Raw genomic sequence first — 23883 nt, forward strand, 5'->3', positions numbered from 1 at the left:
ATCAATCTACAACGAGATTATTATTACTAATGAGGCTTTCGATGACTTCTGCCGAAGAAAACTCACCACCATTTGTTAAATCCACACCTTGCAGCACAATTGTTTGGGTCGTAGTCCCCGCCGCGGCACCATCAACATCGGCGACAATACTCGTATCAGTTCCATCTGATGTGATCGTCAGAAAGGATGCATCCAGGGCTTCGGCTAAAGTCATGCCTGATGAATCCAGGCCCACAAGAAGATCTGAGAGATCAAGAATATCGCCCTCTGATGGATCATAGCTGCCACTAGACTGGTTAAAATCAGTAACAGTATCGGTCGTCGCACCTACTCCTTCATCGCCGGCTACCCACTTGAACACATCTGCCCCGAGACCGCCCGTCAGTATATCGTTGCCGGGACCACCTACAAGAACATCTTCGCCCCCGGCGCCATTGAGAACATCATCACCGGCTGCACCGGTCAAATATTCATTCGCTGATGTACCCGTCAGGGAATCGTCTCCAGAAGAGCCGTATATATTCTGATAGCCGGAAATATTAATTTCCAGTGTACTGATAGTGCTACCATTCTGATTGGTAACCGTATATTCGAAGCTATCCACCAGATTCTCACCAACGTCTAGCACGTTCTTGATATCACCATTCAGTATATATTCATAACTGCCATCTTCGCTGACGGTCAGAGTGCCGTATTCACTGGACGTATCAGCCCAAGTGACGACATCATCATTCCCCACCCCGACGGTTCCGGAAACACTATCCAGTACCTGAGGGTTTTCAGATGACGAAGTGAAGCTGCCGACAATCTCAAAGTCATTTACTGCATTTTCATTCGTGTAAATTGCATCAACCAAATTGCCATCAACATCCCGGAATCCCAATACATGGAAATCATAATCGAAGCCATCCATGTTGACAGTGATCATCTGTGGCGGAAGTGAAATAATATCCCGTGGATCACCACTATCATTAGGGGTTTCGTCGTGACTCATCAGCAGTTTCAAGTCTATCGGTTTTTCCAGGTGGACCCCATTGATCACTATATCCATATTAAGGACCAGGTAGACTTCCTGGAGGATTGACGAATTGACAGCAATAGGAAAATTTAAATGCTGGAAGTCCGCGATCTTGAAAGTTGAGCCAACGTCTACTGTTGACCCGGTTTCTGAACTGAAAAGGCTGTTGTCAACCAAAGTGTAACCCGACTGGCCGGTACTACTGACAGGCCTGCCCCAGCCCAACTGGTCAATATATGGATCGGAATCGGTATTATATTCTGAAGTATCTGCCGTGCCATTTCTAAAAGTAGCATCTACAAAACCGACTTGAAGATTTTTGATAACCAGCTCATCAAGACCAACGTATAAATTTTTTATAACACCAAGTTCTAATGGAGGCGGAGGCGGAGGTTGATCCTGGTTCTGACCATTCACTGTAATCGTCAATGTTGATGAACTCTCTGCACCGCTTGAATCAGAAACCGTATAGTCGAACACCTCATTCAACTCTTCTCCGGTATTCAGGCTGGCTAACAGAGGGTTACTGTCATCCAGATCGTATGCATATGAACCATCAGCGCCAATGGTCAAAACACCATATAGGCCGGCAAGTTGAGTTCCATTAGCCGCCGTTGTTCCCAAACTGACTGACTGGTTATTTATACTGACTATCCTCAGAGTATCGCCAAGATCTATATCTGTGTCAGCGACATCGGCATATTGCTCGGCACCAGCAAATGAATCTGCCGAATCTATGCCGTTATCACCACCTGCTATGACATTCCCATAAATTATTGGAGCGTCTGATTCAACAATACTTTTATTTACAAAATTGGTATCAGGATTCGCCACGGGTCCATCGTCTGTACCATTGATGGTAATCGTGATGGTGCTCGTGCCACTGCCGTCCACAGAGTCAACCGTCCAGGTCTGAACCACCGTGTCGCCCGCCGCCAGATACTGCACCGCCGCATTGTCCACCGCAAAACTGTAGTTGCCCTGGTCATCCAGCAGCGTCAGTGTCCCCAGCTCAGTCGTGTCGGTGTCCAATGCGTTCGAGTTCGTCCGACCCCCAAACGACAGCGTCGCCAGATCAAAAGCCCCTTCGCCCGGGTCGTCATCCGACACACTGATCGCGCCGGCCACACTCAGCACCGTATCCGGAACACTGTCCACCGGATTCAGATCCTGATCCTCCGTTACCGAACGCGCATCATTCGTGACCACCGCTACATTGTTATTAGTGCCGCCATCATCTACGCCATTGATGGTAATCGTGATGGTGCTCGTGCCACTGCCGTCCACAGAGTCAACCGTCCAGGTCTGAACCACCGTGTCGCCCGCCGCCAGATACTGCACCGCCGCATTGTCCACCGCAAAACTGTAGTTGCCCTGGTCATCCAGCAGCGTCAGTGTCCCCAGCTCAGTCGTGTCGGTGTCCAATGCGTTCGAGTTCGTCCGACCCCCAAACGACAGCGTCGCCAGATCAAAAGCCCCTTCGCCCGGGTCGTCATCCGACACACTGATCGCGCCGGCCACACTCAGCACCGTATCCGGAACACTGTCCACCGGATTCAGATCCTGATCCTCCGTTACCGAACGCGCATCATTCGTGACCACCGCTACATTGTTATTAGTGCCGCCATCATCTACGCCATTGATGGTAATCGTGATGGTGCTCGTGCCACTGCCGTCCACAGAGTCAACCGTCCAGGTCTGAACCACCGTGTCGCCCGCCGCCAGATACTGCACCGCCGCATTGTCCACCGCAAAACTGTAGTTGCCCTGGTCATCCAGCAGCGTCAGTGTCCCCAGCTCAGTCGTGTCGGTGTCCAATGCGTTCGAGTTCGTCCGACCCCCAAACGACAGCGTCGCCAGATCAAAAGCCCCTTCGCCCGGGTCGTCATCCGACACACTGATCGCGCCGGCCACACTCAGCACCGTATCCGGAACACTGTCCACCGGATTCAGATCCTGATCCTCCGTTACCGAACGCGCATCATTCGTGACCACCGCTACATTGTTATTAGTGCCGCCATCATCTACGCCATTGATGGTAATCGTGATGGTGCTCGTGCCACTGCCGTCCACAGAGTCAACCGTCCAGGTCTGAACCACCGTGTCGCCCGCCGCCAGATACTGCACCGCCGCATTGTCCACCGCAAAACTGTAGTTGCCCTGGTCATCCAGCAGCGTCAGTGTCCCCAGCTCAGTCGTGTCGGTGTCCAATGCGTTCGAGTTCGTCCGACCCCCAAACGACAGCGTCGCCAGATCAAAAGCCCCTTCGCCCGGGTCGTCATCCGACACACTGATCGCGCCGGCCACACTCAGCACCGTATCCGGAACACTGTCCACCGGATTCAGATCCTGATCCTCCGTTACCGAACGCGCATCATTCGTGACCACCGCTACATTGTTATTAGTGCCGCCATCATCTACGCCATTGATGGTAATCGTGATGGTGCTCGTGCCACTGCCGTCCACAGAGTCAACCGTCCAGGTCTGAACCACCGTGTCGCCCGCCGCCAGATACTGCACCGCCGCATTGTCCACCGCAAAACTGTAGTTGCCCTGGTCATCCAGCAGCGTCAGTGTCCCCAGCTCAGTCGTGTCGGTGTCCAATGCGTTCGAGTTCGTCCGACCCCCAAACGACAGCGTCGCCAGATCAAAAGCCCCTTCGCCCGGGTCGTCATCCGACACACTGATCGCGCCGGCCACACTCAGCACCGTATCCGGAACACTGTCCACCGGATTCAGATCCTGATCCTCCGTTACCGAACGCGCATCATTCGTGACCACCGCTACATTGTTATTAGTGCCGCCATCATCTACGCCATTGATGGTAATCGTGATGGTGCTCGTGCCACTGCCGTCCACAGAGTCAACCGTCCAGGTCTGAACCACCGTGTCGCCCGCCGCCAGATACTGCACCGCCGCATTGTCCACCGCAAAACTGTAGTTGCCCTGGTCATCCAGCAGCGTCAGTGTCCCCAGCTCAGTCGTGTCGGTGTCCAATGCGTTCGAGTTCGTCCGACCCCCAAACGACAGCGTCGCCAGATCAAAAGCCCCTTCGCCCGGGTCGTCATCCGACACACTGATCGCGCCGGCCACACTCAGCACCGTATCCGGAACACTGTCCACCGGATTCAGATCCTGATCCTCCGTTACCGAACGCGCATCATTCGTGACCACCGCTACATTGTTATTGGCCTCTCCATTATTATTCCCATTTTCACTGATATCCGCATTAGCAGTAGGATCAGGCAATGGAGGCGGCACATAGTCGGGGTCAATACCCGCCGTCGGAGTCACTTCTCCGCCGAGCAAGGAGAACTGGAGGCCCTGACCGATTTCATCACCCGTTCCAGAAGCACCGTCCTCAGCACCAGCGGCTGTTGCTTCCTGTTCTTCCGATATATCCTCACCAGCGGCGAGTGTAGCCAGCAAGTCCTGGAATTCGGGGTTTTCCTCTTCTGCAGACTCGATAGCTGCCAGCTGTTGATAACTGTCTAGGCCGACAACAAAAGAATCACCACTATTTAACTGGCGAACAGAGCCATCGGCAAAATTAATCGCGACATGGCTACCATCAGTTACCTGGAGGATATCGCCCTCATGAATGGGATCACCCATTTTGAGCTCGCGGAGGGTACCGTCTGGAGAAACAACTACCACTGTGGCGCCTTCAGTCGATGCAACAAACCCGAGAATTTGCTGGTCTTGACCGGACTCGACGGTGCTTGCTTGTGAAGTTTTCTCGTTCATGATTTTAACCCTCTCGGCTCAAACTTGGTCGCATCTCTTATTTTGATATGCGTCCTGCTATTAGAGTTCTACACCAACGGTGTAGAGCAGTTCTCCAATGGCGCGAAATATCCTGTATTCATTGTAGAGAAGATCCTGCCTGGCAGTGACCAGAGACTGTTTAGCAGTGATCATTTCATTTTCAGTATTCAAAAGATCAAGGAGCGTGCGGCGACCAAGATCGAACTGCTGAATATACGCTGCTTTTGTTGATTCAGAATCCCGAACATAATCCTCAAGCACCGGGATTTGATCGCGAACGGCCTCATAGGCAACCCACGCCAAGCGTGTTTCCTGTTCTACTTGACGATAGGTGTTGTTACGTACTTCTTTTGCCTTTTCCACCAGGTGGGCAAATTGCTGTTTCTTTGCTTCATCGGAACGACCTCGATAAAGGTTATAGCGCATACGCAACATGACCGTCAGATCATCAACCTGCTCGTCCACGCCATCGATATTCTTATTCAGGTCACGCTCCAGCTCCACATGAAACTGGGGGTAAAAGGTACTTTTTGTCTGTTCGTACTGAAAGTTCACAGCTTTGACATCTGATGCAGCGGATTTCAGCAACGGATGTGCCTCGATAGCTCTGGCAATAGCTTCATCAACTGTAGCAGGCAAATATTTACTGTAGGTGCCGGGCGCAACCAACTCACCTTCCTGGGGATAACGTCCAACTACCCGCTGAAAATTTGTTTTAGCATCCAGTAGATTTGCTGTCTGATTAATCACGTTCGTTTTTGCTAAGGCCAAACGACCGGATATCTGATCAAAATCAGCGGTACTGCCCACCCCGGAATCGGCACGTTTTTTCATCTTGTCATAAATATTTTCATGTGTAGCCAATGTTTGCTTAGCCAACGCAAGGATGTCTTGCTGCTTGATGACCTCCAGATAGGACCTGACTACCTCTAGAGCAATATTCTCGCCCACCGAATAGGCACGATGCTCAGCACTTTCGTGCCTGGCCATCTGATTTTTGTGTTCATTTGGAGTGCTAAATCCGTCAAACACCAGTTGTTTGACGTTTAACTGAGCCTCATGCCTCTCCAGTTCATTTCGTGTGCGGTCAGGGTCAGAAAACTGACGCGATGTGGGGTCTCTCTCCTGATATCCAAACCCGGCCAATAGGTCAACAGAGGGATAATAGCCACCCAACGCTTCCCTTATTTGTCTTTCCCGTGCATCAACTTCACGAAGTTCGGCTTGAACCTCCGGATTGGATTGCAACGTTTCGGCAATAGCATCCCGCATATTTATTGTTTGTGCATTCAATTGCATCGAGAAGCAGGCAGCCCCGGCAATAGAAAAAAATGTCAGATATCGGTTAAAAAACATTATTACTTCCTGTCCTTCTTGTATTGCCTTAAGAATATAAAATCATAGTGATTATATATAGTTAGATTTATAACACAGAATTTGAGTGAACCAGTTACCGTTTGGATCTGTAAAATGACCACTTAAGTAGTGATCTATTTCAATTACGGCAACTAGCGTTCCCTGAATGCCAACTCTTTGGTTTTCAGAATGGGTTTGAGCAGATAGTCCAGAATCGTTTTTTGACCGGTCAGGATATCGACCTGAACAATCATCCCCGGAATAATTGGCAAAGGATCATTTTCGTTGCCCAAATGGCTGTTGTCCGTTCGCAACCTGACTTGGTAGTAGCTGACGCCCTCCTCATCCACAATCGTGTCCGGACTGATCCTAATCACCTTGGCCGGCAAACCACCGTGAATCGAAAAATCGTAAGCCGTAAACTTGACCGTTGCCTGCTGCCCGGGATGAATAAAAGCAATATCGGAAGGCGATACACGGGCATCCACCAATAATGAATCATCAAACGGCACAATCTCAACCAGATCCTCCCCAGGCTGAATGACGCCGCCGATCGTTTTAACTTTAATCTGCTTGACGATGCCCTTCATGGGCGAACGAACCAGTGTCCGGGTCACCCGATCTTCCAACGCCTGGTTACTTTGGCCGATACGACCAAGTTCAGCCATTACCTCATTCAGTTCTGCCCGGGACTCGCTGGCAAAGGTTTGTGAATAGCTTTCGACATTTTTAATTGCCTCCTGGTAAGCAGATTCCAGCTGGGGAATAGATATTGTCGCCCTATCCAGCTCACCTTTAAGATCGTTGGCCTGACGCTCCAAGCGAAGTAATTCCACTTGGGAAACGGCACCCTGGGAAACCAGTGGACGGGTAAACTCGAGCTCCTGGCGAAGCAGACGGTAGCTGTCAGACAGGCTTTGTCGATTGACCCGCATTGAGGACAGCTCCTGCTTCTTTTGTGAAACCTTCTGATTGAGGCTATCCAGCTGCGAATGATGAGCCTGTTTGCGGGATTCGTATAATGCCCGCTCGCTGGCAACCAATATTTCATTGTGAACATCGCCCAGCTTTTCCAGCTCTTCATCAAACTCCGTGCTATTGGCCTCAGCCCGCAACCGGGCAGCTTTGACCGTCAACTGTTCGACTTGTAGCGAGCGCTCCCGGTAAGTCGATGCAAAAATGGTGTCGTCAATCTGTAAAAGTGGTTGGCCGCGATCAACAACCTCGCCCTCAGTGACAAACAGCATCTCCAGTATGCCACCCTCCAGGTTCTGCACTACCTGGATATTACTGGAAGGGACAATTTTACCCTCCCCGCGGGCAAACTCATCAATTCTGGCCAGGCTCGCCCAAATCATCATGATGACCAGAAATGCTGCGATCACCCATAACAACACCTGAGAAACAAACGGTGACTGCTTCAGTACCGCCTCTGAGGAGTACGACATGTACTTCAGGTCGACAGCAGAGGTCTTGTCCAGTTGACGGCGCAATTTTTCCAATTGTTTCTTCGGCATCAGCTTTTCCCTCTGATTTTGCCTTCCTTGAGGGCCGCCAGCACTTCCGACTTTGGGCCGTCGCTAATGATCACACCCCTATCGACCACAATCAGGCGGTCAACCAGAGTCAACATGCTCATCTTATGGGTAATGATCAGCAACGTACTGTCCGAAAAACGGGTTTTTATCTGCTGGGTCAGGCGCTCTTCTGTCCCCTGATCCATGGCCGATGTCGGTTCATCCATCACCAGCACACGGGGTTTGCGAAGAAATACCCGAGCCATCGCAATGGCGCTGCGCTGACCCCCGGAAAGTGTTTCTCCCCGCTCGCCCACCGGCATTTCAAAGCCCAATGGATGGCTATTGACCAGCTCCAATATACCAGCCTGCTCTGCGGCATCGACCACCTGCTGATCTGTAATACCATTCAGGCCAAACGTTATATTGTCTCTCAGCGTGCCAAAATACAGTTTTGCATCCTGTGCCACATAGGCCACGTTATGACGCAAATCTGCCGGATCAAGCTGATTGATATCGAAACCGTCCATCAGCACAGACCCGCTGGTGGGCTCATACAAACGTATCAGAAGCTTGGCAAGGGTCGATTTACCAGAGCCAATTCGACCGATGATCGCCACTTTCTCACCGGAGTTGATCGTGATATTGACATTTTCAAGTGCCGGCCTGGGTTGCTCAGGGTAACTAAACGTCACTTGCTTGATACGGATATCCCCGTGAAAGACAGGGCGCGTCAGATAACGTTTTTCCGGTTCGCGCTCAACCGGCAGGGCCATCACCTCATTCAAGGACTTCAGGGTCGCCTCCGCATGATCATAACTGACCAGCAAATTAGCAATCTGACTAAGCGGCGCCAGTGCACGTCCATTCAAAATCACACAGGCAATCAGCCCCCCGAGTGTGAGGTTCTGATCAGCAATCAAATAAACACCCCACACCACAATGGCGACCATGGCTACCTGCTGCAGAAACTGGACAGCCTGAAGTGCACTGTTGGATGTCAAACGCGATTGCAGACTCCATTGGGAGACATAACCCACCGCCTGTTCCCAGCCTCGCTGGATTTGACTTTCGGCACCCAGTGTCTTGATGGTCTCGATACCTACCAGACTTTCGATTAATGTGGCATTTTTCTTGGCACTGCCCCGCATGACATTTTCAATAGTGGGACGAAGCTTTTTCTGGGCTCGAAGGCCGAGATACAGCGCTATCGGGAAGACCGTTAACGGGACAAAAATCAGCCAGCCACCCAGGTACCAGATAAACACCATGAAAAGAATAACAAAGGGCAGGTCGATCAAGGTCAGTATGGTGGAAGAGGTGACAAAATTTCGCAGCATATCGAAATCGTGTAGACGGGACGCAAAGGCACCGGTGGAATTGGGCCTAGCAGACATCTTCAGGTTAAGTACCTTTTCGAGCAGTTGTGCAGAGAGCACCACATCTGAACGCTTTGCGGCCAGCTCTACCAGGTAGGCACGCAGCAGTTTTAAGAGCAGATCAAATGTGTAGACAATGAGCACGCCGACAGCCAGTGCCCAGAGAGTCTCTACTGCATTGTTAGGCACCACCCGGTCGTAGACATTCATGACAAACAGGGGTTGGGCCAAAACAAAGAAATTAATCAGGAAGGACGCCAGCAGGACATCGCGATAAATCTTCCAGGAACTGCGCATGACGCCCCAGAACCAATGGTCTCCAGTTTTCTGATAAATTTTTGGTGTGCGGGAATCAAATTGCTGCATCGGCCTGACATAGAAGACATGGCCACTGTGGAGTTCTTTCAGTGTTTCATAATCCACTTGCTCTGAAGTATTGTTTTGAGGATCGGTTAATACGGCCAACTGCAACTCAGCATCCAGGCTGGACAAAACCACGGCCTGACCACTGTTAAGTAGCAGCACACAGGGTAAAACTTCCTGCGGAATATTATCCAATTGTCGAGCAAGCAGAATCGAGGCCAGGCCCGCCCGGTTTGCCGCCCGGTTAAACAACTCCGGCGTCAGTTTTCCATCTACCAGCGGCAAGCCGGATGACAGGGCAGAAAGTGAGGTCGGGCGACCTTCCAGTCCAGCCAACAACAACAGGCAATCCATAAGCTCATGGCTGTTAATCTCTGCCGTATCCTGATGATATGCTGCTTTTTGCTCAGGCGTAGTCATAAATATTATTCTTCGTGAATGGTCAGTATCAATGGCTGGGCAATGCTAACATGCCGGTGACTGAACACCCAGCGGGGTTATTTCGGTGGTTTTTGCCGATATAATTCCAGCCCACACACTTACTTTACAGACAAATCAGTTGCACCCATGCCAACCAGCAGCAGTCTTTTAACCAACCCGGTAAACCGTCGGTTCTCTATCGCACCCATGATGGACTTAACCGATCAATACTGTCGTTATTTTCACCGGTTGCTGAGCAGGCAAAGTGTCCTCTATACAGAAATGGTCACTAGCGGAGCATTGATTTACGGCGACCGGCCAAGACATTTACAATTTCACTCAGCGGAACACCCCGTGGCTTTGCAGCTTGGCGGTAGTGATCCCGCTGAGCTGGCCACGGCCGTTAATATTGCCAGTAGTTACTGTTACGACGAAATCAACCTGAACTGCGGCTGTCCCAGCGACCGGGTACAATCAGGAAAATTCGGCGCAATTTTAATGAAAGACCCTAGGCTGGTTGCACAGTGTTTTCAGGCCATGCAGGAAGTGAGTGCCGTTCCTGTCACGATTAAACACCGCACCGGGATTGATGAACAGGACAGTTATGCCTTCTTATGTGACTTTATCGGCACTGTTGCAGAAGCAGGCTGTCAGACCTTTATTGTCCATGCACGCAAAGCCTGGTTAAAGGGATTAAGTCCGAAACAGAATCGTGATATTCCGCCGCTGGAATACGAGAAGGTTTATCGCCTGAAAAAGGACTTTCCACAACTGGAAATTATTCTAAATGGTGGCGTCACAACACTAAATGATACCAAGGCACATCTTAACCACGTAGATGGTGTGATGATGGGCCGCGAGGCTTACCAAAACCCTTATTTACTCGCTGGGGTCGATCGAGAGCTCTACCACGATAACCGTTCATCGCCTAACAGGGAGCAAATTCTGGAGAACTTCGCTGTTTTTATGACAGAGGAACTGGCTAAAGGCACCAGACTCAGTCATATGACCAGACATATTCTTGGCCTCTATCAGGGTATGCCTGGCGCGAGAAAATTTCGGCGTTATATCAGTGAACATGCTCACCGGCCAGACGCCGGTATAGAGGTTCTTTACGGTGCCATGGCGGCAATGCAAAGCACTCAAACCCATATACAACTAACCGAGCCTATTTAATATGATCAGCAAACTGGATCAATTGCGCGAAATGACTGTCGTTGTTGCGGATACTGGTGACATCGACGCCATTAACCACTATCAGCCCATTGATGCCACCACAAACCCATCCCTGATCCTGAAAGCTGCCGAACTGGAAAGTTATCGCCCCCTGCTGGAACAATCAGTCAACCGCGCCAGGCAGTCACATCCGGACTGGTTGCCGGAATGCATGGACATGCTGGCGGTAGGCATTGGCCGGGAAATACTTCAGCTGATTCCCGGTCGGGTCTCAACAGAAATTGATGCCCGCCTCTCGTTCGACACGGAAGCAACCATCGCCCGAGGTATGAGCCTAGTAGAGAAATACCAGAATGCCGGTATTGCTAGCGACAGGATTCTGCTGAAGATAGCAGCAACCTGGGAGGGTATACGCGCCGCCGAACAACTGGAAAAATCTGGCGTCCAATGTAATTTGACGCTCCTGTTCAGTTTTGAACAGGCAGCGGCAGCAGCAGATGCAGGCGCCTTTTTGATTTCCCCTTTTGTGGGTCGTATTCTCGACTGGCATAAACGTCACAGCGGCAAGACAGATTATCTGCCTGAAGAGGATCCCGGTGTTCTCTCAGTGAAATCAATCTACAATTTTTACAAGCAGTACGGTTACGACACTATTGTCATGGGTGCCAGTTTTCGAAATACGGATCAAATCGAAGCACTTGCAGGCTGTGATCGCTTAACCATAAGCCCACAACTACTGGAAGCATTAAACAATGATAGCGGCCACCTGGCACGCCAGCTCCATCCGGACAACACTGGGGAACCAATTGATTGCGATCAGTTAAATGAAGCAAGCTTTCGTTATCAATTAAACAACAATGCAATGGCCACCGAAAAACTCGCCGAGGGAATACGCAATTTCATAGCTGATCAGGACAAACTGGAGAAACGGCTGATGGGAGAAACAACTCGATGATAGACCAGATCAAACAGTTTTTTTCTACCAGAATTGATGAGCCCGACGGCGAACCTGTTCATCAGAGGCAGCTTGCGGCAGCCGCGCTAATGGTCGAAATCATGGTCATTGACAGGACTCTGAGCGAAGACGAACAAAAGATTATCCGACAACTACTGGAAAACCAGTTTTCCCTGTCACACGAAGAAATCGAGACGTTAGTCCGTCTCGCTCACAGCGAAGTTAACGATGCCACATCACTGTTTCAGTTCACTCGATTGATCAATGATCATTTTGCCGTGCACGAAAAAAGGGAGCTGGTCGAAAACCTATGGCGAGTTGCCTTTGCTGACAATCAATTGGACAAGCACGAAGAAGCGCTGATTCGGCGAATTTCAGAGTTACTGTACGTCTCCCACACAGATTTCATTCAGGCAAAACACCGCGCCAACCAGAACTACGGAAATTAACGGGTCTGCTCGAGAGAGCGTATCAAATCGATGAATTCCTGCTGATTTCTCTCATTTAACACAGACAACAACCGGTGTGCTTCAAGCACACGATCCCGAACCTCTTCCACTTCCACATCTGGGCTAATATCAGGCAACTCCTGATAGTCCGCCGCAGATGACGATGATTCCTGGATGATATTGAATATCTCATCCAACCCCATCACAGCAAGCACCTGATAAAGGCTTTCATCATTACAGAACACAGTAGGTTTGATACCAAAATGGTCATGGCTGTAGATAGCGAGCTTGGCCAACAAACCCAATGTCGTGCTATCGACGGCAATAGTATCAAGCATGTCGATCACCACCTCAGCGACATTACCGGTCTGAAAAATGGCTTCAATATAATTGTTCAGCGAAGTGCACAGAGTAACGCGTACATCACCAACCAGCTTGATAAGGTAAACATCATCGTCATGAGAAACCAGAATTTTACCCGGTTGCACTAATACCCCCTGCGCACGGTCAAAACAGTGACATCGTCGGGCGCATCTTTCAGCTGGTTGATACACAAACCTTCACAAATCGCCTCTATGGATCCGTCTGATTTGGCCACCGCATCTGCAATAAACTGCTGTTTTTCACTGTAGGAGTTTCCCGGTAAAAATTCCAGTACACCATCCGACACCACAGTCAGAACAAACTTTTCTGGCAACTTGATTTCCTCTACTGCCCAATGACCTTCAGGAAAAATACCAATCGGTTTACCTTTGCCCGGCAACAGTGAAACCTGGTCATCGGTAACCAGCACCGGCATCGGCATATGGGCAGCAACTGAATACCGCAAAATATTCTGCTCCATATCAATAGATGCAGAGAACATGGTCAAATGTTTATCGAGCCCCAGTGCCATAATCTGTTTATTGATGTGCTCAATAAAGCCCTCTGGAGCTCTGGTCATGGCCCCATAATCATTGCGACTGATATGCCTTCGCAAAATACGATTAAGAATGAATTTCAACAGGACAGTTAAAAATGCAGAAGAGGCACCGTGCCCCGACACATCCGCGACATAAAGCACCATATAACGATCAAAAATGACGTTGTAGCCGACAAAATCTCCGCTCAGAAACAGCGACGGGACAATCCGATGAGCAATTTCGTAGTCGCCATGATAGAGCGGGGTCACCGGCAACAGGCTGCTCTGCACCTGCCGACCTGCCATTTGATCAACTTCCAGTATCCGGAGACTCTCTTCCAACTCACGGTTTGCTTTTTCCAGCTGCTCACGGTACTGGCGGTTTTGCACCATCAGGCTTTTACAATGTGACGCGCGTTCAACAGCCTCTCGAAACCGGTCGCCATCAAATGGTTTGATAACCACGTCCGCCGCATAGTTATGGAAAAGTGCAACCACATCCCGGGGATCCGTTTCCGGGAGCACAACAACATAGGCAATATCCACATCCTGAGAGGGAAGACAGGCAAACTTTTCTCGAATCACCGAGAGAGGGAAATCGATCACCACGACACCGGGGTGGTCGATTTTGATTGCTGCGAGAGCATTTTCAGGATTATCAAAAATTGAAACGCGCCAACTGGTGTCGACCAGATGCGCGTTCAAGGCATGACATTTTTCCTGACTGTCGGCAACAATAAACAGTTTGCCGTTCTTATCCATAGGTTACTCGGAACTGATATCCAGTTGATCAGGTATAAGCTCCATGCCCTCTTCGATAGTTGCTTTCCCGGGCAACTGTCGATTAGCAAAGAAAAATGAACTGGGGTTAAAAATCCTTATAGTCCCCGAAGTCATCTTCCACACCGCCATCCGTCAGCAAAAATTTACGACGCTGTAAGTATGCATCGCGGATAAAGCTGTAGCGCTCGCCGCGCACGAACTTTTCAGCCTCGAGGAGATCGGCACGGGTAGAAATCACCTCGGCGCCGTAGATCTGATTTCGGGTTGGGACATGGTCTATTTCGTTAATAGGGTTGATAAACCGATCGACGATCCGGGCCGGGCCGTCACGAACAGTGCTGGGACCGATCAACGGCAACACCAGATAAGGGCCACTATCTACACCCCAGACACCCAGTGTCTGGCCGAAATCTTCCCCATCATTTTTTGGCAGGCCAAAATGATCGGCCACATCAAAAAAACCCACCAGACCGATAGTGGTGTTGATGACAAAGCGTCCAGTGTCATTCCCTGCCTGACGGAATTTCCCCTGCAACAGATCGTTGAAAACGTTCACCACTTCACCAACATTGGAGAACATCCTGCTGACTCCACGCTCAACCGGATCAGGCGTGACTGCCCGGTAACCCTTGGCGATAGGCTTCAGCGTATAAGTATCCACGGTATCGTTGAACGCAAACATCTTGCGGTTGAAGCCTTCCCAAGGATCGTCGGGGTTCCCCGCAGCAAATACATGGGTAGATAACATAACGCCAGTCAGCAACAGCACTATTTTTTTCATCTGGGGTGTTCTCCCTGCTTTTTATAATCTGATAACAACAAATTCTCGCAATTCTACACGCTGAATTTTTTCAGGTATACCGTAATCATCCAAAACTACCCGCCACAAGTCTCCCGACCCTACCGCTCAGCAGATAACAACCTTGTGTCATAAAACTGACATATTAAGATACCAACACCCGTTTATGTCTGTTTCGGAAAAAACAGCAACTATAAAGCAAGCATCGACGATATCGAGATATCAAGTATTAAATAAACAAGAGTGGAATCATAACTATGAAACGAACTGCCATTTTCCTAGCTGTTAGCGGCTTTACCCTGTGCCCTGCCCTGTTCGCAAATGCAGACGAAGCAACCCTGCAGGAATTGAGAGCTCAGGTTGCCGTCCTGACTGAGCGCCTCAATGAAATGGAGGCAAAAACCAAAGTAATGGAGGAAAAAACCAATCAGGTGGTTGCCACCGCAAAACCAGCCACCTCCTGGGCCGACAGAATCCAGTGGCACGGCGATGTCCGGTACCGCATCGAACAGACTGATAAAGACAGCGCCTATGATGATATCAACCGCAACCGGATACGTGCGCGTATTGGTCTCACTGCCCAGGTTTCCGATGACTTCAAGGCAGGCGTAGCACTGGCCAGCGGTAGTGAGTCTCCAACATCCGCCAACCAGACCCTCGGAGGTGGCGGCAGCTCGAAACAAATCAACCTGGACATGGCCTGGATTGACTGGAATTTTGCCGAAAACCTGAACCTGGTGGCCGGCAAGACCAAAAATCCTTTCTATACCCCTGGCGGTAGCGGCCTGGTATGGGATAGCGATTATCGCCCTGAGGGCGGGCACCTGTCCTATGACAATGGCTCGGTTTGGGCCATCGCCGCCTATCACTTTCTGAATAGCTACGATGGCAGCAAAGGGACAGACGATATCGAGGAGATGTTTGGTGCCCAGCTAGGCTATAACGCAACAGTTTCCGACAAAACATCTCTAAAGGTGGGTACCAGCTACCTTTATATACCGGTTGCCGGCAGTGCCGCTTTTTTTGAGGATAGTGATGATAATGCCGAGTTCTTCGGTAACACAGGGATTGGCGGATCCCATGCACTGGATTATGAAGTTGCCGAAGTTTTTGCCGAGTTGAATACCAAGCTCGCCGGGATATCAACCATGTTGTTTGCCGATTACGTCAAAAATACCGATAGCGACGCCGATGAAGACACGGGCTACTCAACAGGATTCAAGCTTGGCAAGATCAAGGGCAGGGGCGACTTCGCCTTCAGCTATCTGTATCAGGACCTGGAGGCTGATGCAGTCTTCGCCGCTTTCGCTGACTCGGATTTCGCCGGTGGTGGCACCGATGTGAAAGGACACAAATACGGCGCCTACCTGGGCCTCAGCAAGAACACCACCGCAAGCCTGTCCTACTACGACACCGAAATCGGCAAAGTCAGAGGTGATGGCAAAAAGAGTGACTACGACGCCATCAAGCTTAACGTAGAGGCAAAATTCTAACCGATCGTCCCGCCAGGCATCAAAAAAATGGCCCTACCGGGCCATTTTTCTGGTTACCTCCAATAGCCTTCACACCCTCCAACTGGGCCAATCTCGCTCAGAGAACAAATTATCCAAAACCCTGACTGTCACCAAATTGTCACGAAACTATCACGGCGCTGAAACAATCGCGACATAAGGTTCTCCTGTCTGAAGCAATCAGGCTAAACGCGTTTAGTTATTTGAGGAGAACGATTCGATGAAATCAAAAACATCTGCAATTTTAATCACCGGCGCCATGCTGAGTGCCGCTGTTTTGCCTGTTCAGGCGGACCCAATGCTGGATCTGCTGAAAGTGTTGCGGGATAAAGGCACCATCAGCGCCGAAGACTACAACACCATCGCTGATGCGGCCAAAGCTCAAGAAGAAAAAATGGACAAGATGGTCGCCACTGCCAAACCAGCAGCTTCCTGGGCCGACACGGTAGTATGGTCAGGTGATGTTCGTTACCGCTACGAAGGCATCGACGATGATCGCCGCGACGACGAACGCAATCGCAACCGCCTCCGTGCTCGCATTGGTGTTACCGCTCAGGTGACCGACACGGTCAAAGCCGGTGTAGCACTGGCCAGCGGTAGCGATGACCCCGTTTCATCCAACCAGACACTGGGCGGCGGCGGCAGCTCCAAAGGCATCAACCTGGACATGGGCTGGATTGACTGGAATTTTGCCCAAAATATGAATCTGGTGGCCGGTAAAACCAAAAACCCTTTCTACGCTCCTGCCAAACACGGCCTGGTATGGGATGGCGATTACCGCCCTGAAGGCGGCCACCTCTCTTACGATAACGGCACTATCTGGGCCATAGCCGCCTATCATTTCCTCAACAGTGATAATGGCAGCAACGGCACCAATGATGTTGAAGAAATGTTCGGTGCCCAACTCGGGTTTAACGGCAGCATCTCCGATACAACGTCCTACAAAATTGGCGCCAGCTACTTTTACATCCCGGTTGAAGGCAGTGCTTCTTTCGTCGACGGCGACTTCTTTGGTAACTCCAGCGTTGGCGGCTTACACGCACTTGACTATGAAATCGCTGAGGTGTTCGCCGAACTGAACACCAATCTGGGCGGCATTCCAACCACCCTGTTCGCTGACTTCGTACAAAATACCGACAGCGATGCCGATGAAGATACCGGTTACGCGCTGGGTGTTAAGCTGGGTAAAGTCAAAAACAAAGGTGACTGGGACTTCGGCTACGCTTATCAGGACCTGGAAGCAGATGCCGTATTTGCAGCCTTCACCGATTCTGACTTTGGTGGCGGTGGCACGGATGTCAAAGGCCATAAATTCAGTGCGGGCCTCGGTCTGAGCAAAAATACCAAACTCGGCCTCACCTACTTCAAAAATGAATATGGGGATTTCACCCGCGGCGAAGAATTTGACTATGACCGCATCCAGCTGGACCTGAGCACCAAGTTTTAATTTGTTGCACACGGGTTAGCCGATGTCTGTCGGCCAACCCACAAAATCTCTCACTCTAAACGGCCCCGCAGGGCCGTTTTTTTATGGTGCCGGGGTGGAAACAATGATGTCCAGTTGATAAAGCCGCTCAAGCAACTCAGCACCATGGGCGATAATGACCTCGGGATTGTCATGCTCCAGCTCCTCGGCAACAGTTTGTAGTGCATCCAAGCCTGTACAATGGGGGGGCTCCAGCAACTGCAATAGTCGGATTGTCACGGCGTTGCTCTCAAGAAACTTCACGCTCTGTTCCCGGTTGCGGTACACCACCAGAAACGTTGGCTGCTCGGGCGGTTCTGTTGGCTGGTATTCCTGTCCAATCAAATGAACCGGATATTCATAGGATAGCCGCCACGCCAGTGGCGAAACCTGCAGCGACTCAGCCATCACGTCAACAGGAACAGGGGGCAACTCCGGTAGATCACCCTCGGCGACATCAAGTGCCAGCTCTACCCATTCATAATGGGCAAGCTCTAGCATGAATGGCGGATCCGATACCAGAAACTGGCGCTCTTCCTGAAGGTACTTGAGGAACTCCTGACTGATCTCCAGAAAATAGGGTGAATGACTGCAGTGTCGGCTGACAAAGTCGCGAACCAGAGCATGCCAGTGCTGGTCGGCGATCAGCTGTCGCAATACGGGAAAACCGGTTGCGATGAAAGATTCTATGTTGTTGTAAACCAGCTCCCGATAGATCTTCATACGCCGGTCTTCAATATCCGGAGGAGCCGGATTGGCATCCGGGTCCCGCAGGTGCGCAGCAAAGGCATATTGGGTTCGCTGGAATGTCGGCAGAGTTGATGAATCGAGGGATGATTCAGACATTGGCTATTTTTCCACGCTCACCGGTCTGCAGGGCTGACTGCTGCGACTGCCGGATACGCGTCACCTCCTCAAGTAAAACAGGCACAGGTGGCATGTTGAAGTCCCGCTCCAGCAGAGTTGGCACAACGCCAAACTGTTGGTAGGCCATATCGAGGAGATGCCAGACAGGGTCAATAACATCCGCGCCATGGGTATCGACCCGTAAATCCTCCGCTTCTTCATAGTGACCCGCGATATGGGCATAGACCACCCGCTCACCCGGTAATTGCGCGAGGAACTCCTCCGCGTTGTAGCGATGATTGATACTGTTCACGTAGATGTTGTTCACATCCAGCAACAGATCACAGTCGGCCTCTGCAATTACCGCATTGATAAAGTCAATTTCTGACATTTCCTGTTGGGGTGCCGCGTAGTAGGAAACATTCTCCACTGCGATACGCCGACCGAGAAAATCCTGAACCTGACGAATCCTTCCAGACACGTAGTGAACAGCCGATTCAGTGAAGGGAATGGGCATCAGGTCATAGAGATGCCCGTGATCACTGCAATAACTCAAATGTTCAGTGTAGTAACGCACCTGATGTTGATCTAGGAAGGTTTTAACTCTCGACAGCAGTTCAAAATCAAGCGGCGCGGGGGAACCGATTGACAGAGAGAGACCATGACAAACAAAAGGGTAGCGCTCCGTATAGGCGCGGAACTGATGGCCAAGGCGACCACCCACTCCGATCCAGTTTTCCGGGGCCACCTCCATAAAATCGATATTTTCAGGTGATTGGGACCACAGCGAGCCCATCAGTGCTCGCCGCAATCCCAGCCCTGCCCCTTGAACGGGGTATTGGCGATTAGACATGGTCGTACAGGCTACTCAACTTAGCCTTGGCCACCGCATTTGCCTTCACCGCACTTCCCTTCTTTGTCGCCTTTATCGCCTTTATCACCTTTTTCGGCTTCGCCACACTTGCCCTCACCACATTTGGCTTCTCCGCACTTGCCCTCACCGTGGTCACCGGCCAATTTATAGCCTGCACCCAGCTCAGTGGCCTGAAAGGGATTCTCGGTGGCGGATGCCATTGGGGAAAGCGTGACAGATGCCATAAATGCAGCACCCACCGCCGCTGCCAGTGGATTCAGATTACGTTTACTCATCATTAATCTCCATTTGGGTTAGTTGGCCGAAAAAATATCCGGCCGTAAACGAAAGGCTCTAAAATCAGACTGGATGCCACAGAATAAGTTTCCCGATCTATTTTTAATACAGGATTATTCAAAAAACCACACCAAATCAGGTCCCTGCCAGCATTGACTCCAACTCGAACCAGTGGGCAGTTATCCGTTTCTCTGAAACAGGCATACGCGTACCCAGTTGCTGAGCAAATAGTGAAACACGGTATTCCTGCAACATAAAGTAGTGTTGCCACATCTCTTTGCGAACGTCATCGGCGAGATCGTCCCATTTGCCAAAGCAGGGATAGAGACGATCCTCCAGTTTTGTCAGCTGCTGTAGTGTCTGTCGATCTTTTTCCGGCTGGCCCGGCAGTTTTTCCAGTCGAGCCAGGATTGCCTTTAAATAGCGCGGGTATTGCTGCAACCATTCCGCAGGCACATCCAGCAAAAAACCGTCGCGGAACAGACCATCAATCTGCCGATTTATATCTGACACCGCGGGCAAAACAACGAACCCGAGTTTTTTAATGACTCGATACACACCTGCCCGCAGGGGCAAACAGCTGAGAACCAGCTGTTCGAGTTGCAGGGCGGCACTGGCAATCTCTGCTTTGCCCTCCAGAAGCTGCTGTTCAAAGTCTTCGCGGTTTCGCGGCACGGCATGATGTTCAACCAGTGAGTGATAATAGGCTGCATCGATTAGTGAATTGAGCAGTTGCTCGCGACTTTGGAAGTGGGCAGCTTTCAACGACAAGTCGCACCCCTTCAGTAACGTTTTACGCAGGTCTTTCACCCCCTGTGGATAACTCAGCTGATAGAGCTTCAACAACCCCCTGACCGTTTCATTGGCAGCTCTCGCCGGATTATCCAGTAACTTCAAATCCACCCGGTTTCCATCACAAACCAGCGCCGGGTAGGTGCGAATAGCCAGCCCCTGCTGCCGGATGGTGAAACTCGTCGGCAATTCATCAAATGTCCAACCGGTAAGGTCTGTTTGCTCAATGCTGTCGACCGAGGATTCATTGATCGTTCGGGAGACCCGCCCCCGGTAGGTCGCTTTAAGCTCGGTCAGGTTGCGGCCCATCGCCAAAAGCTCGCCCTGTTCATCGATCAGGCGGATATTAATGGAATAGATGGGCTCCAGCTCAACCTGTTGCCACTGCTCATCGGCAACCGTCACACCGGAGAGCCTTTTCAGCTGATGTCCAAGGGAGTCGGCAAGCGGGACATCACCCACCTTCAAGCCCGCCAGTGCCTTGTCCACAAAACCGGGAACCGGCACAAAATGGCGACGCAGTGATTTCGGCAACCCCTTGATTAAAGCAATACATTTATCCCGCAGCATACCCGGCACCAGCCACTCAAAACGGTAGTTTGGCAACTGGTGGAGGATACTGACAGGAACCGTCACACTCACCCCGTCTTCGGGATGTCCCGGCTCGAAATGGTAACTCAGTGGATAGACTGTACCCTGCCACTCCAGATGATTCGGGTACTGAGCCTCAAGGTCTTCGTCAAGCTCCCGCTGGATCAACAGAGACTCGTCCATCCACAATAATCTGGGGTCCTGCTTTTCGGCCTCGGTGCGCCATTTTTCAAAACCTTTCAGATTAACAATATGGGCGGGCAACCGCTCCTGATAAAACTGGTACATCACCTCGTCGTCCACCAGCACATCGCGACGACGGATTCGTGATTCCATATCCTCGAGATTTTCCTGCATTGATTGATTGTGGTCGAAAAATGCACCCTTCCCCCGATACTCGCCCTCCACCAGTGCGGCACGAATGAAGATGTCGCGGCACGCGGGTGGATCAATGGCACTGTAGTTACAGGGTTTTCTACTGAGAATCGGCAGTCCATACAATGTCTGCTGCTCAAAGGCCATCACCTGCCCTCGCCGGGCACTGTAATGAGGCTCGCTGTAACTTTTCTTAACCAAGTGTGCCGCCAGCTCCTGCAGCCATTCAGGTTCAATCGCGGCGTTGACATGGCTGTACAGTTTTGACGTCTCAATAATTTCTGCTGCCATTAGCCACTTGGGCGGTTTTTTAAACAGTCCCGAGGCGGGAAAAACATGAAACTTGCGATTGCGCGGGCCGAGAAATTCCCGATCATCGTGGCGGAATCCTACTTGTCCCAGCAAACCGGTTAACAGGGCTCGGTGGATCGCTGGATAGTCCGCTGGATCACGGTTTTCAGGTAACTTCAGCTCACGACAATAACGGTGCAGCTGGTGATGCAAATCCCGCCATTCCCTGATTCGCAGTGGTGATACAAACTGCTGTCGGCAATATCTGTCAAACGGGTTGCGACCCAACTCCTGACGCTGGGCTTCCATCGTATTCCAGAGGTTTAACAGCGCCGTGAAATCCGAGTGTTTATCCTGCCACTGGCGATGCTTTTCGTCGGCAGCCTGCTGCTTGTCGGCGGGCCGCTCCCGGGGATCCTGAACACTGAGTGCGGAGACGATAACCAACAATTCACGCAGGGCCCCTTCTTTTCCGGCTGCAAGCAACATCCTGCCCAACCTGGGGTCAGCCGGGATACGGGAGAGTTGCCGCCCTGTCTCGGTCAACTCACCTTGCGGGGTGACCGCGTGCAGCTCCTGTAACAGGCTGAAACCGTCGTTGATCAGCCGCTGGTCCGGTGCCTCCACAAACGGAAAGTCACGAATATCACCAATTTTCAATTGCAACATTTGTAAAATGACTGAAGCCAGGTTGGTGCGGACAATTTCGGGATCTGTATAGGCCGGACGGTTATTGAAGTCCGCTTCGCTGTACAGGCGGAAGCAAACCCCTTCACTAACCCGGCCACAGCGTCCCTTGCGCTGGTTGGCACTGGCCTGGGAAACCGGTTCTATTGGCAGTCGTTGTACCTTGGTGCGATAACTGTAGCGACTGATTCTGGCCGTGCCCGGGTCAATCACATAACGGATGCCGGGCACTGTCAGGGAGGTTTCCGCCACATTGGTGGCCAGTACCACCCGCACACCCTTGTGAGGCAAGAATACCCGGCCCTGCTCCGCCAGACTCAAACGGGCATAGAGTGGCACCACCTCGAGGTGAGGCAGTTGCGCCTTGCGCAACAGATTGGCCGTTTCGCGAATCTCGCGCTCGCCGCTGAGGAACACTAGGATGTCACCCCGCTTTGGCAACGTCAGAATCTCTTCTACCGTATCCAGCACCTGCAGCGACAGGTCCCGGTCTTCCTCGGCGGGACGATATTCAACGTCCACGGGATAGGTGCGGCCGGATACCTCGATAATCGGCGCATCATCAAAATGCCGGGAGAAGCGCTCCACATCAATAGTCGCAGAGGTGATAACCACTTTCAGGTCGGGACGCTGGGGGAGAATATTTTTCAGATAGCCGAGCAGGAAGTCGATATTCAGGCTCCGCTCATGGGCCTCATCAATAATCAGGGTATCGTAGCGGTGCAGCAGTCGGTCATGCTGAATATCGGCGAGCAGAATACCGTCCGTCATCAGTTTAACCAGCGTGTTATCACTGCTTTGCTCACTGAAACGAACCTGATAACCGACCGTTTCGCCAAGTGGTTGCTGCAACTCCTCGGCGATACGGTTGGCCACCGTCCGGGCCGCGATACGGCGCGGCTGGGTGTGGCCGATCATGCCGGCGACGCCCCGACCGAGCTCAAGACAGATTTTGGGTAATTGGGTGGTTTTACCGGAACCGGTTTCCCCAGCCACAATCACCACCTGGTGATCGGCAATCGCCTTGCGAAGGTCTTCCCGACGGGCCGCAATGGGCAGATCGTCCGGATATGTCAGCGACGGCACACTGGACAGACGTGCTTGATACCGTTGGCTGGATTTTTCCAGCCGCGCCAAAAAAATCTTCAGCTCCCGGTCAAACGGCTTGCCCTGCGCAGCCCGCTGGGCAATCTTGTCCAGTTGCCGGTTCAGCGGCTCACGATCAGCCCCGAGGCACAGCTCAATCCTGTCCCGCCATTGTGAAACATCATCCGTCATCGTTGCGTTCGTG

The 23883-nt window shown here is 51.3% G+C and carries 16 protein-coding genes; 5 read left to right on the plus strand and 11 right to left on the minus strand.

The annotated features are described in order from the left end of the window. Nucleotide 1: 1 nt before the first annotated feature. The 4 genes from U740_RS09435 to U740_RS09450 all read right to left on the minus strand — a co-directional run bounded on the left by U740_RS09435 (nt 2) and on the right by U740_RS09450 (nt 9821). A complete protein-coding gene (locus U740_RS09435; RefSeq protein WP_036860400.1) occupies nt 2-4765 on the minus strand; it encodes a retention module-containing protein in 4764 nt (1587 codons plus the stop codon). A gap of 60 nt (nt 4766-4825) precedes the next feature. Next, nucleotides 4826-6142 (minus strand): TolC family outer membrane protein, encoded by a 1317-nt coding sequence (locus U740_RS09440; RefSeq protein ID WP_081890907.1) that lies wholly within the window; start codon nt 6140-6142, stop codon nt 4826-4828. 152 nt (nt 6143-6294) lie between these two features. Further along, nucleotides 6295-7659: an HlyD family type I secretion periplasmic adaptor subunit gene (locus U740_RS09445; protein WP_200877074.1), complete on the minus strand. Its 1365-nt coding sequence runs from the start codon at nt 7657-7659 to the stop codon at nt 6295-6297. Further along, nucleotides 7659-9821 (minus strand): type I secretion system permease/ATPase, encoded by a 2163-nt coding sequence (locus tag U740_RS09450; protein ID WP_081890908.1) that lies wholly within the window; start codon nt 9819-9821, stop codon nt 7659-7661. Before U740_RS09450 ends, U740_RS09445 begins: the two co-directional genes overlap by 1 nt. A 147-nt stretch (nt 9822-9968) precedes the next feature. Between U740_RS09450 and dusA the strand changes: the two genes are divergently transcribed. From dusA to U740_RS09465, 3 genes are read left to right on the plus strand one after another with little or no spacing between them, the layout of a single operon-like run. Continuing rightward, nucleotides 9969-10997 carry a tRNA dihydrouridine(20/20a) synthase DusA gene (gene dusA / locus U740_RS09455; RefSeq protein ID WP_036860403.1) on the plus strand — a complete coding sequence of 343 codons (1029 nt, stop codon included), beginning with the start codon at nt 9969-9971 and terminating at the stop codon, nt 10995-10997. A gap of 1 nt (nt 10998) precedes the next feature. Next, nucleotides 10999-11952, plus strand: a complete 954-nt coding sequence (gene tal, locus U740_RS09460) for a transaldolase (RefSeq protein WP_036860405.1) — start codon at nt 10999-11001, stop codon at nt 11950-11952. After that, entirely contained in the window at nt 11949-12401 is a 453-nt protein-coding gene (locus tag U740_RS09465) for a tellurite resistance TerB family protein (RefSeq protein ID WP_036860406.1), read from the plus strand. The genes tal and U740_RS09465 overlap by 4 nt, the downstream gene beginning before the upstream one ends. Here U740_RS09465 and U740_RS09470 read toward each other — a convergent pair. The 3 genes from U740_RS09470 to U740_RS09480 form a co-directional block, all read right to left on the minus strand. Next, nucleotides 12398-12889, minus strand: coding sequence for an STAS domain-containing protein (locus U740_RS09470; protein ID WP_036860408.1), 492 nt, complete (start codon nt 12887-12889; stop codon nt 12398-12400). The genes U740_RS09465 and U740_RS09470 overlap by 4 nt on opposite strands. Continuing rightward, complete coding sequence (locus U740_RS09475) at nt 12889-14064, minus strand: PP2C family protein-serine/threonine phosphatase (RefSeq protein ID WP_051921382.1); 1176 nt, start codon at nt 14062-14064, stop codon at nt 12889-12891. The genes U740_RS09470 and U740_RS09475 overlap by 1 nt, the downstream gene beginning before the upstream one ends. 106 nt (nt 14065-14170) lie before the next feature. After that, the gene (locus U740_RS09480) at nt 14171-14866 is read right to left on the minus strand and encodes an MlaA family lipoprotein (RefSeq protein WP_036860412.1); all 696 of its coding nucleotides are present in this window, start codon (nt 14864-14866) and stop codon (nt 14171-14173) included. Between the two features lie 275 nt (nt 14867-15141). Between U740_RS09480 and U740_RS09485 the strand changes: the two genes are divergently transcribed. Together U740_RS09485 and U740_RS09490 are read left to right on the plus strand one after the other, a co-directional pair. Beyond that, a complete protein-coding gene (locus U740_RS09485; protein ID WP_036860414.1) occupies nt 15142-16377 on the plus strand; it encodes a putative porin in 1236 nt (411 codons plus the stop codon). Between the two features lie 238 nt (nt 16378-16615). After that, nucleotides 16616-17842: a putative porin gene (locus U740_RS09490; RefSeq protein ID WP_036860416.1), complete on the plus strand. Its 1227-nt coding sequence runs from the start codon at nt 16616-16618 to the stop codon at nt 17840-17842. 81 nt (nt 17843-17923) lie between these two features. Here the strand turns inward: U740_RS09490 and U740_RS09495 are convergent, their stop codons facing one another. From U740_RS09495 to hrpA, 4 genes are all read right to left on the minus strand, one after another. Then, nucleotides 17924-18706, minus strand: coding sequence for an HvfC family RiPP maturation protein (locus tag U740_RS09495; RefSeq protein ID WP_051921385.1), 783 nt, complete (start codon nt 18704-18706; stop codon nt 17924-17926). Then, complete coding sequence (locus tag U740_RS09500; RefSeq protein WP_036860419.1) at nt 18699-19559, minus strand: HvfB family MNIO-type RiPP peptide maturase; 861 nt, start codon at nt 19557-19559, stop codon at nt 18699-18701. Before U740_RS09500 ends, U740_RS09495 begins: the two co-directional genes overlap by 8 nt. Before the next feature lie 20 nt (nt 19560-19579). Continuing rightward, nucleotides 19580-19855, minus strand: coding sequence for an HvfA family oxazolone/thioamide-modified RiPP metallophore (locus tag U740_RS09505; RefSeq protein WP_036860420.1), 276 nt, complete (start codon nt 19853-19855; stop codon nt 19580-19582). Between the two features lie 136 nt (nt 19856-19991). After that, entirely contained in the window at nt 19992-23870 is a 3879-nt protein-coding gene (hrpA, locus tag U740_RS09510; RefSeq protein WP_036860422.1) for an ATP-dependent RNA helicase HrpA, read from the minus strand. Between the last annotated feature and the right edge of the window lie 13 nt (nt 23871-23883).

Origin of the sequence: Porticoccus hydrocarbonoclasticus MCTG13d (assembly GCF_000744735.1) — a bacterium.
GTDB classification, from domain to species: Bacteria; Pseudomonadota; Gammaproteobacteria; order Pseudomonadales; family Porticoccaceae; genus Porticoccus; species Porticoccus hydrocarbonoclasticus.

Coding starts and splice junctions, on each gene's coding strand:
- U740_RS09480 (WP_036860412.1), bottom strand. CDS start 14,866: ATGAAAAAAATAGTGCTGTTGCTGACTGGCGTTATGTTATCTACCCAT.
- U740_RS09475 (WP_051921382.1), bottom strand. CDS start 14,064: ATGGATAAGAACGGCAAACTGTTTATTGTTGCCGACAGTCAGGAAAAA.
- U740_RS09465 (WP_036860406.1), top strand. CDS start 11,949: ATGATAGACCAGATCAAACAGTTTTTTTCTACCAGAATTGATGAGCCC.
- U740_RS09435 (WP_036860400.1), bottom strand. CDS start 4,765: ATGAACGAGAAAACTTCACAAGCAAGCACCGTCGAGTCCGGTCAAGAC.
- hrpA (WP_036860422.1), bottom strand. CDS start 23,870: ATGACGGATGATGTTTCACAATGGCGGGACAGGATTGAGCTGTGCCTC.
- U740_RS09500 (WP_036860419.1), bottom strand. CDS start 19,559: ATGTCTAATCGCCAATACCCCGTTCAAGGGGCAGGGCTGGGATTGCGG.
- U740_RS09450 (WP_081890908.1), bottom strand. CDS start 9,821: ATGACTACGCCTGAGCAAAAAGCAGCATATCATCAGGATACGGCAGAG.
- tal (WP_036860405.1), top strand. CDS start 10,999: ATGATCAGCAAACTGGATCAATTGCGCGAAATGACTGTCGTTGTTGCG.
- U740_RS09440 (WP_081890907.1), bottom strand. CDS start 6,142: ATGTTTTTTAACCGATATCTGACATTTTTTTCTATTGCCGGGGCTGCC.
- U740_RS09485 (WP_036860414.1), top strand. CDS start 15,142: ATGAAACGAACTGCCATTTTCCTAGCTGTTAGCGGCTTTACCCTGTGC.
- U740_RS09505 (WP_036860420.1), bottom strand. CDS start 19,855: ATGAGTAAACGTAATCTGAATCCACTGGCAGCGGCGGTGGGTGCTGCA.
- U740_RS09445 (WP_200877074.1), bottom strand. CDS start 7,659: ATGCCGAAGAAACAATTGGAAAAATTGCGCCGTCAACTGGACAAGACC.
- U740_RS09495 (WP_051921385.1), bottom strand. CDS start 18,706: ATGTCTGAATCATCCCTCGATTCATCAACTCTGCCGACATTCCAGCGA.
- U740_RS09490 (WP_036860416.1), top strand. CDS start 16,616: ATGAAATCAAAAACATCTGCAATTTTAATCACCGGCGCCATGCTGAGT.
- dusA (WP_036860403.1), top strand. CDS start 9,969: ATGCCAACCAGCAGCAGTCTTTTAACCAACCCGGTAAACCGTCGGTTC.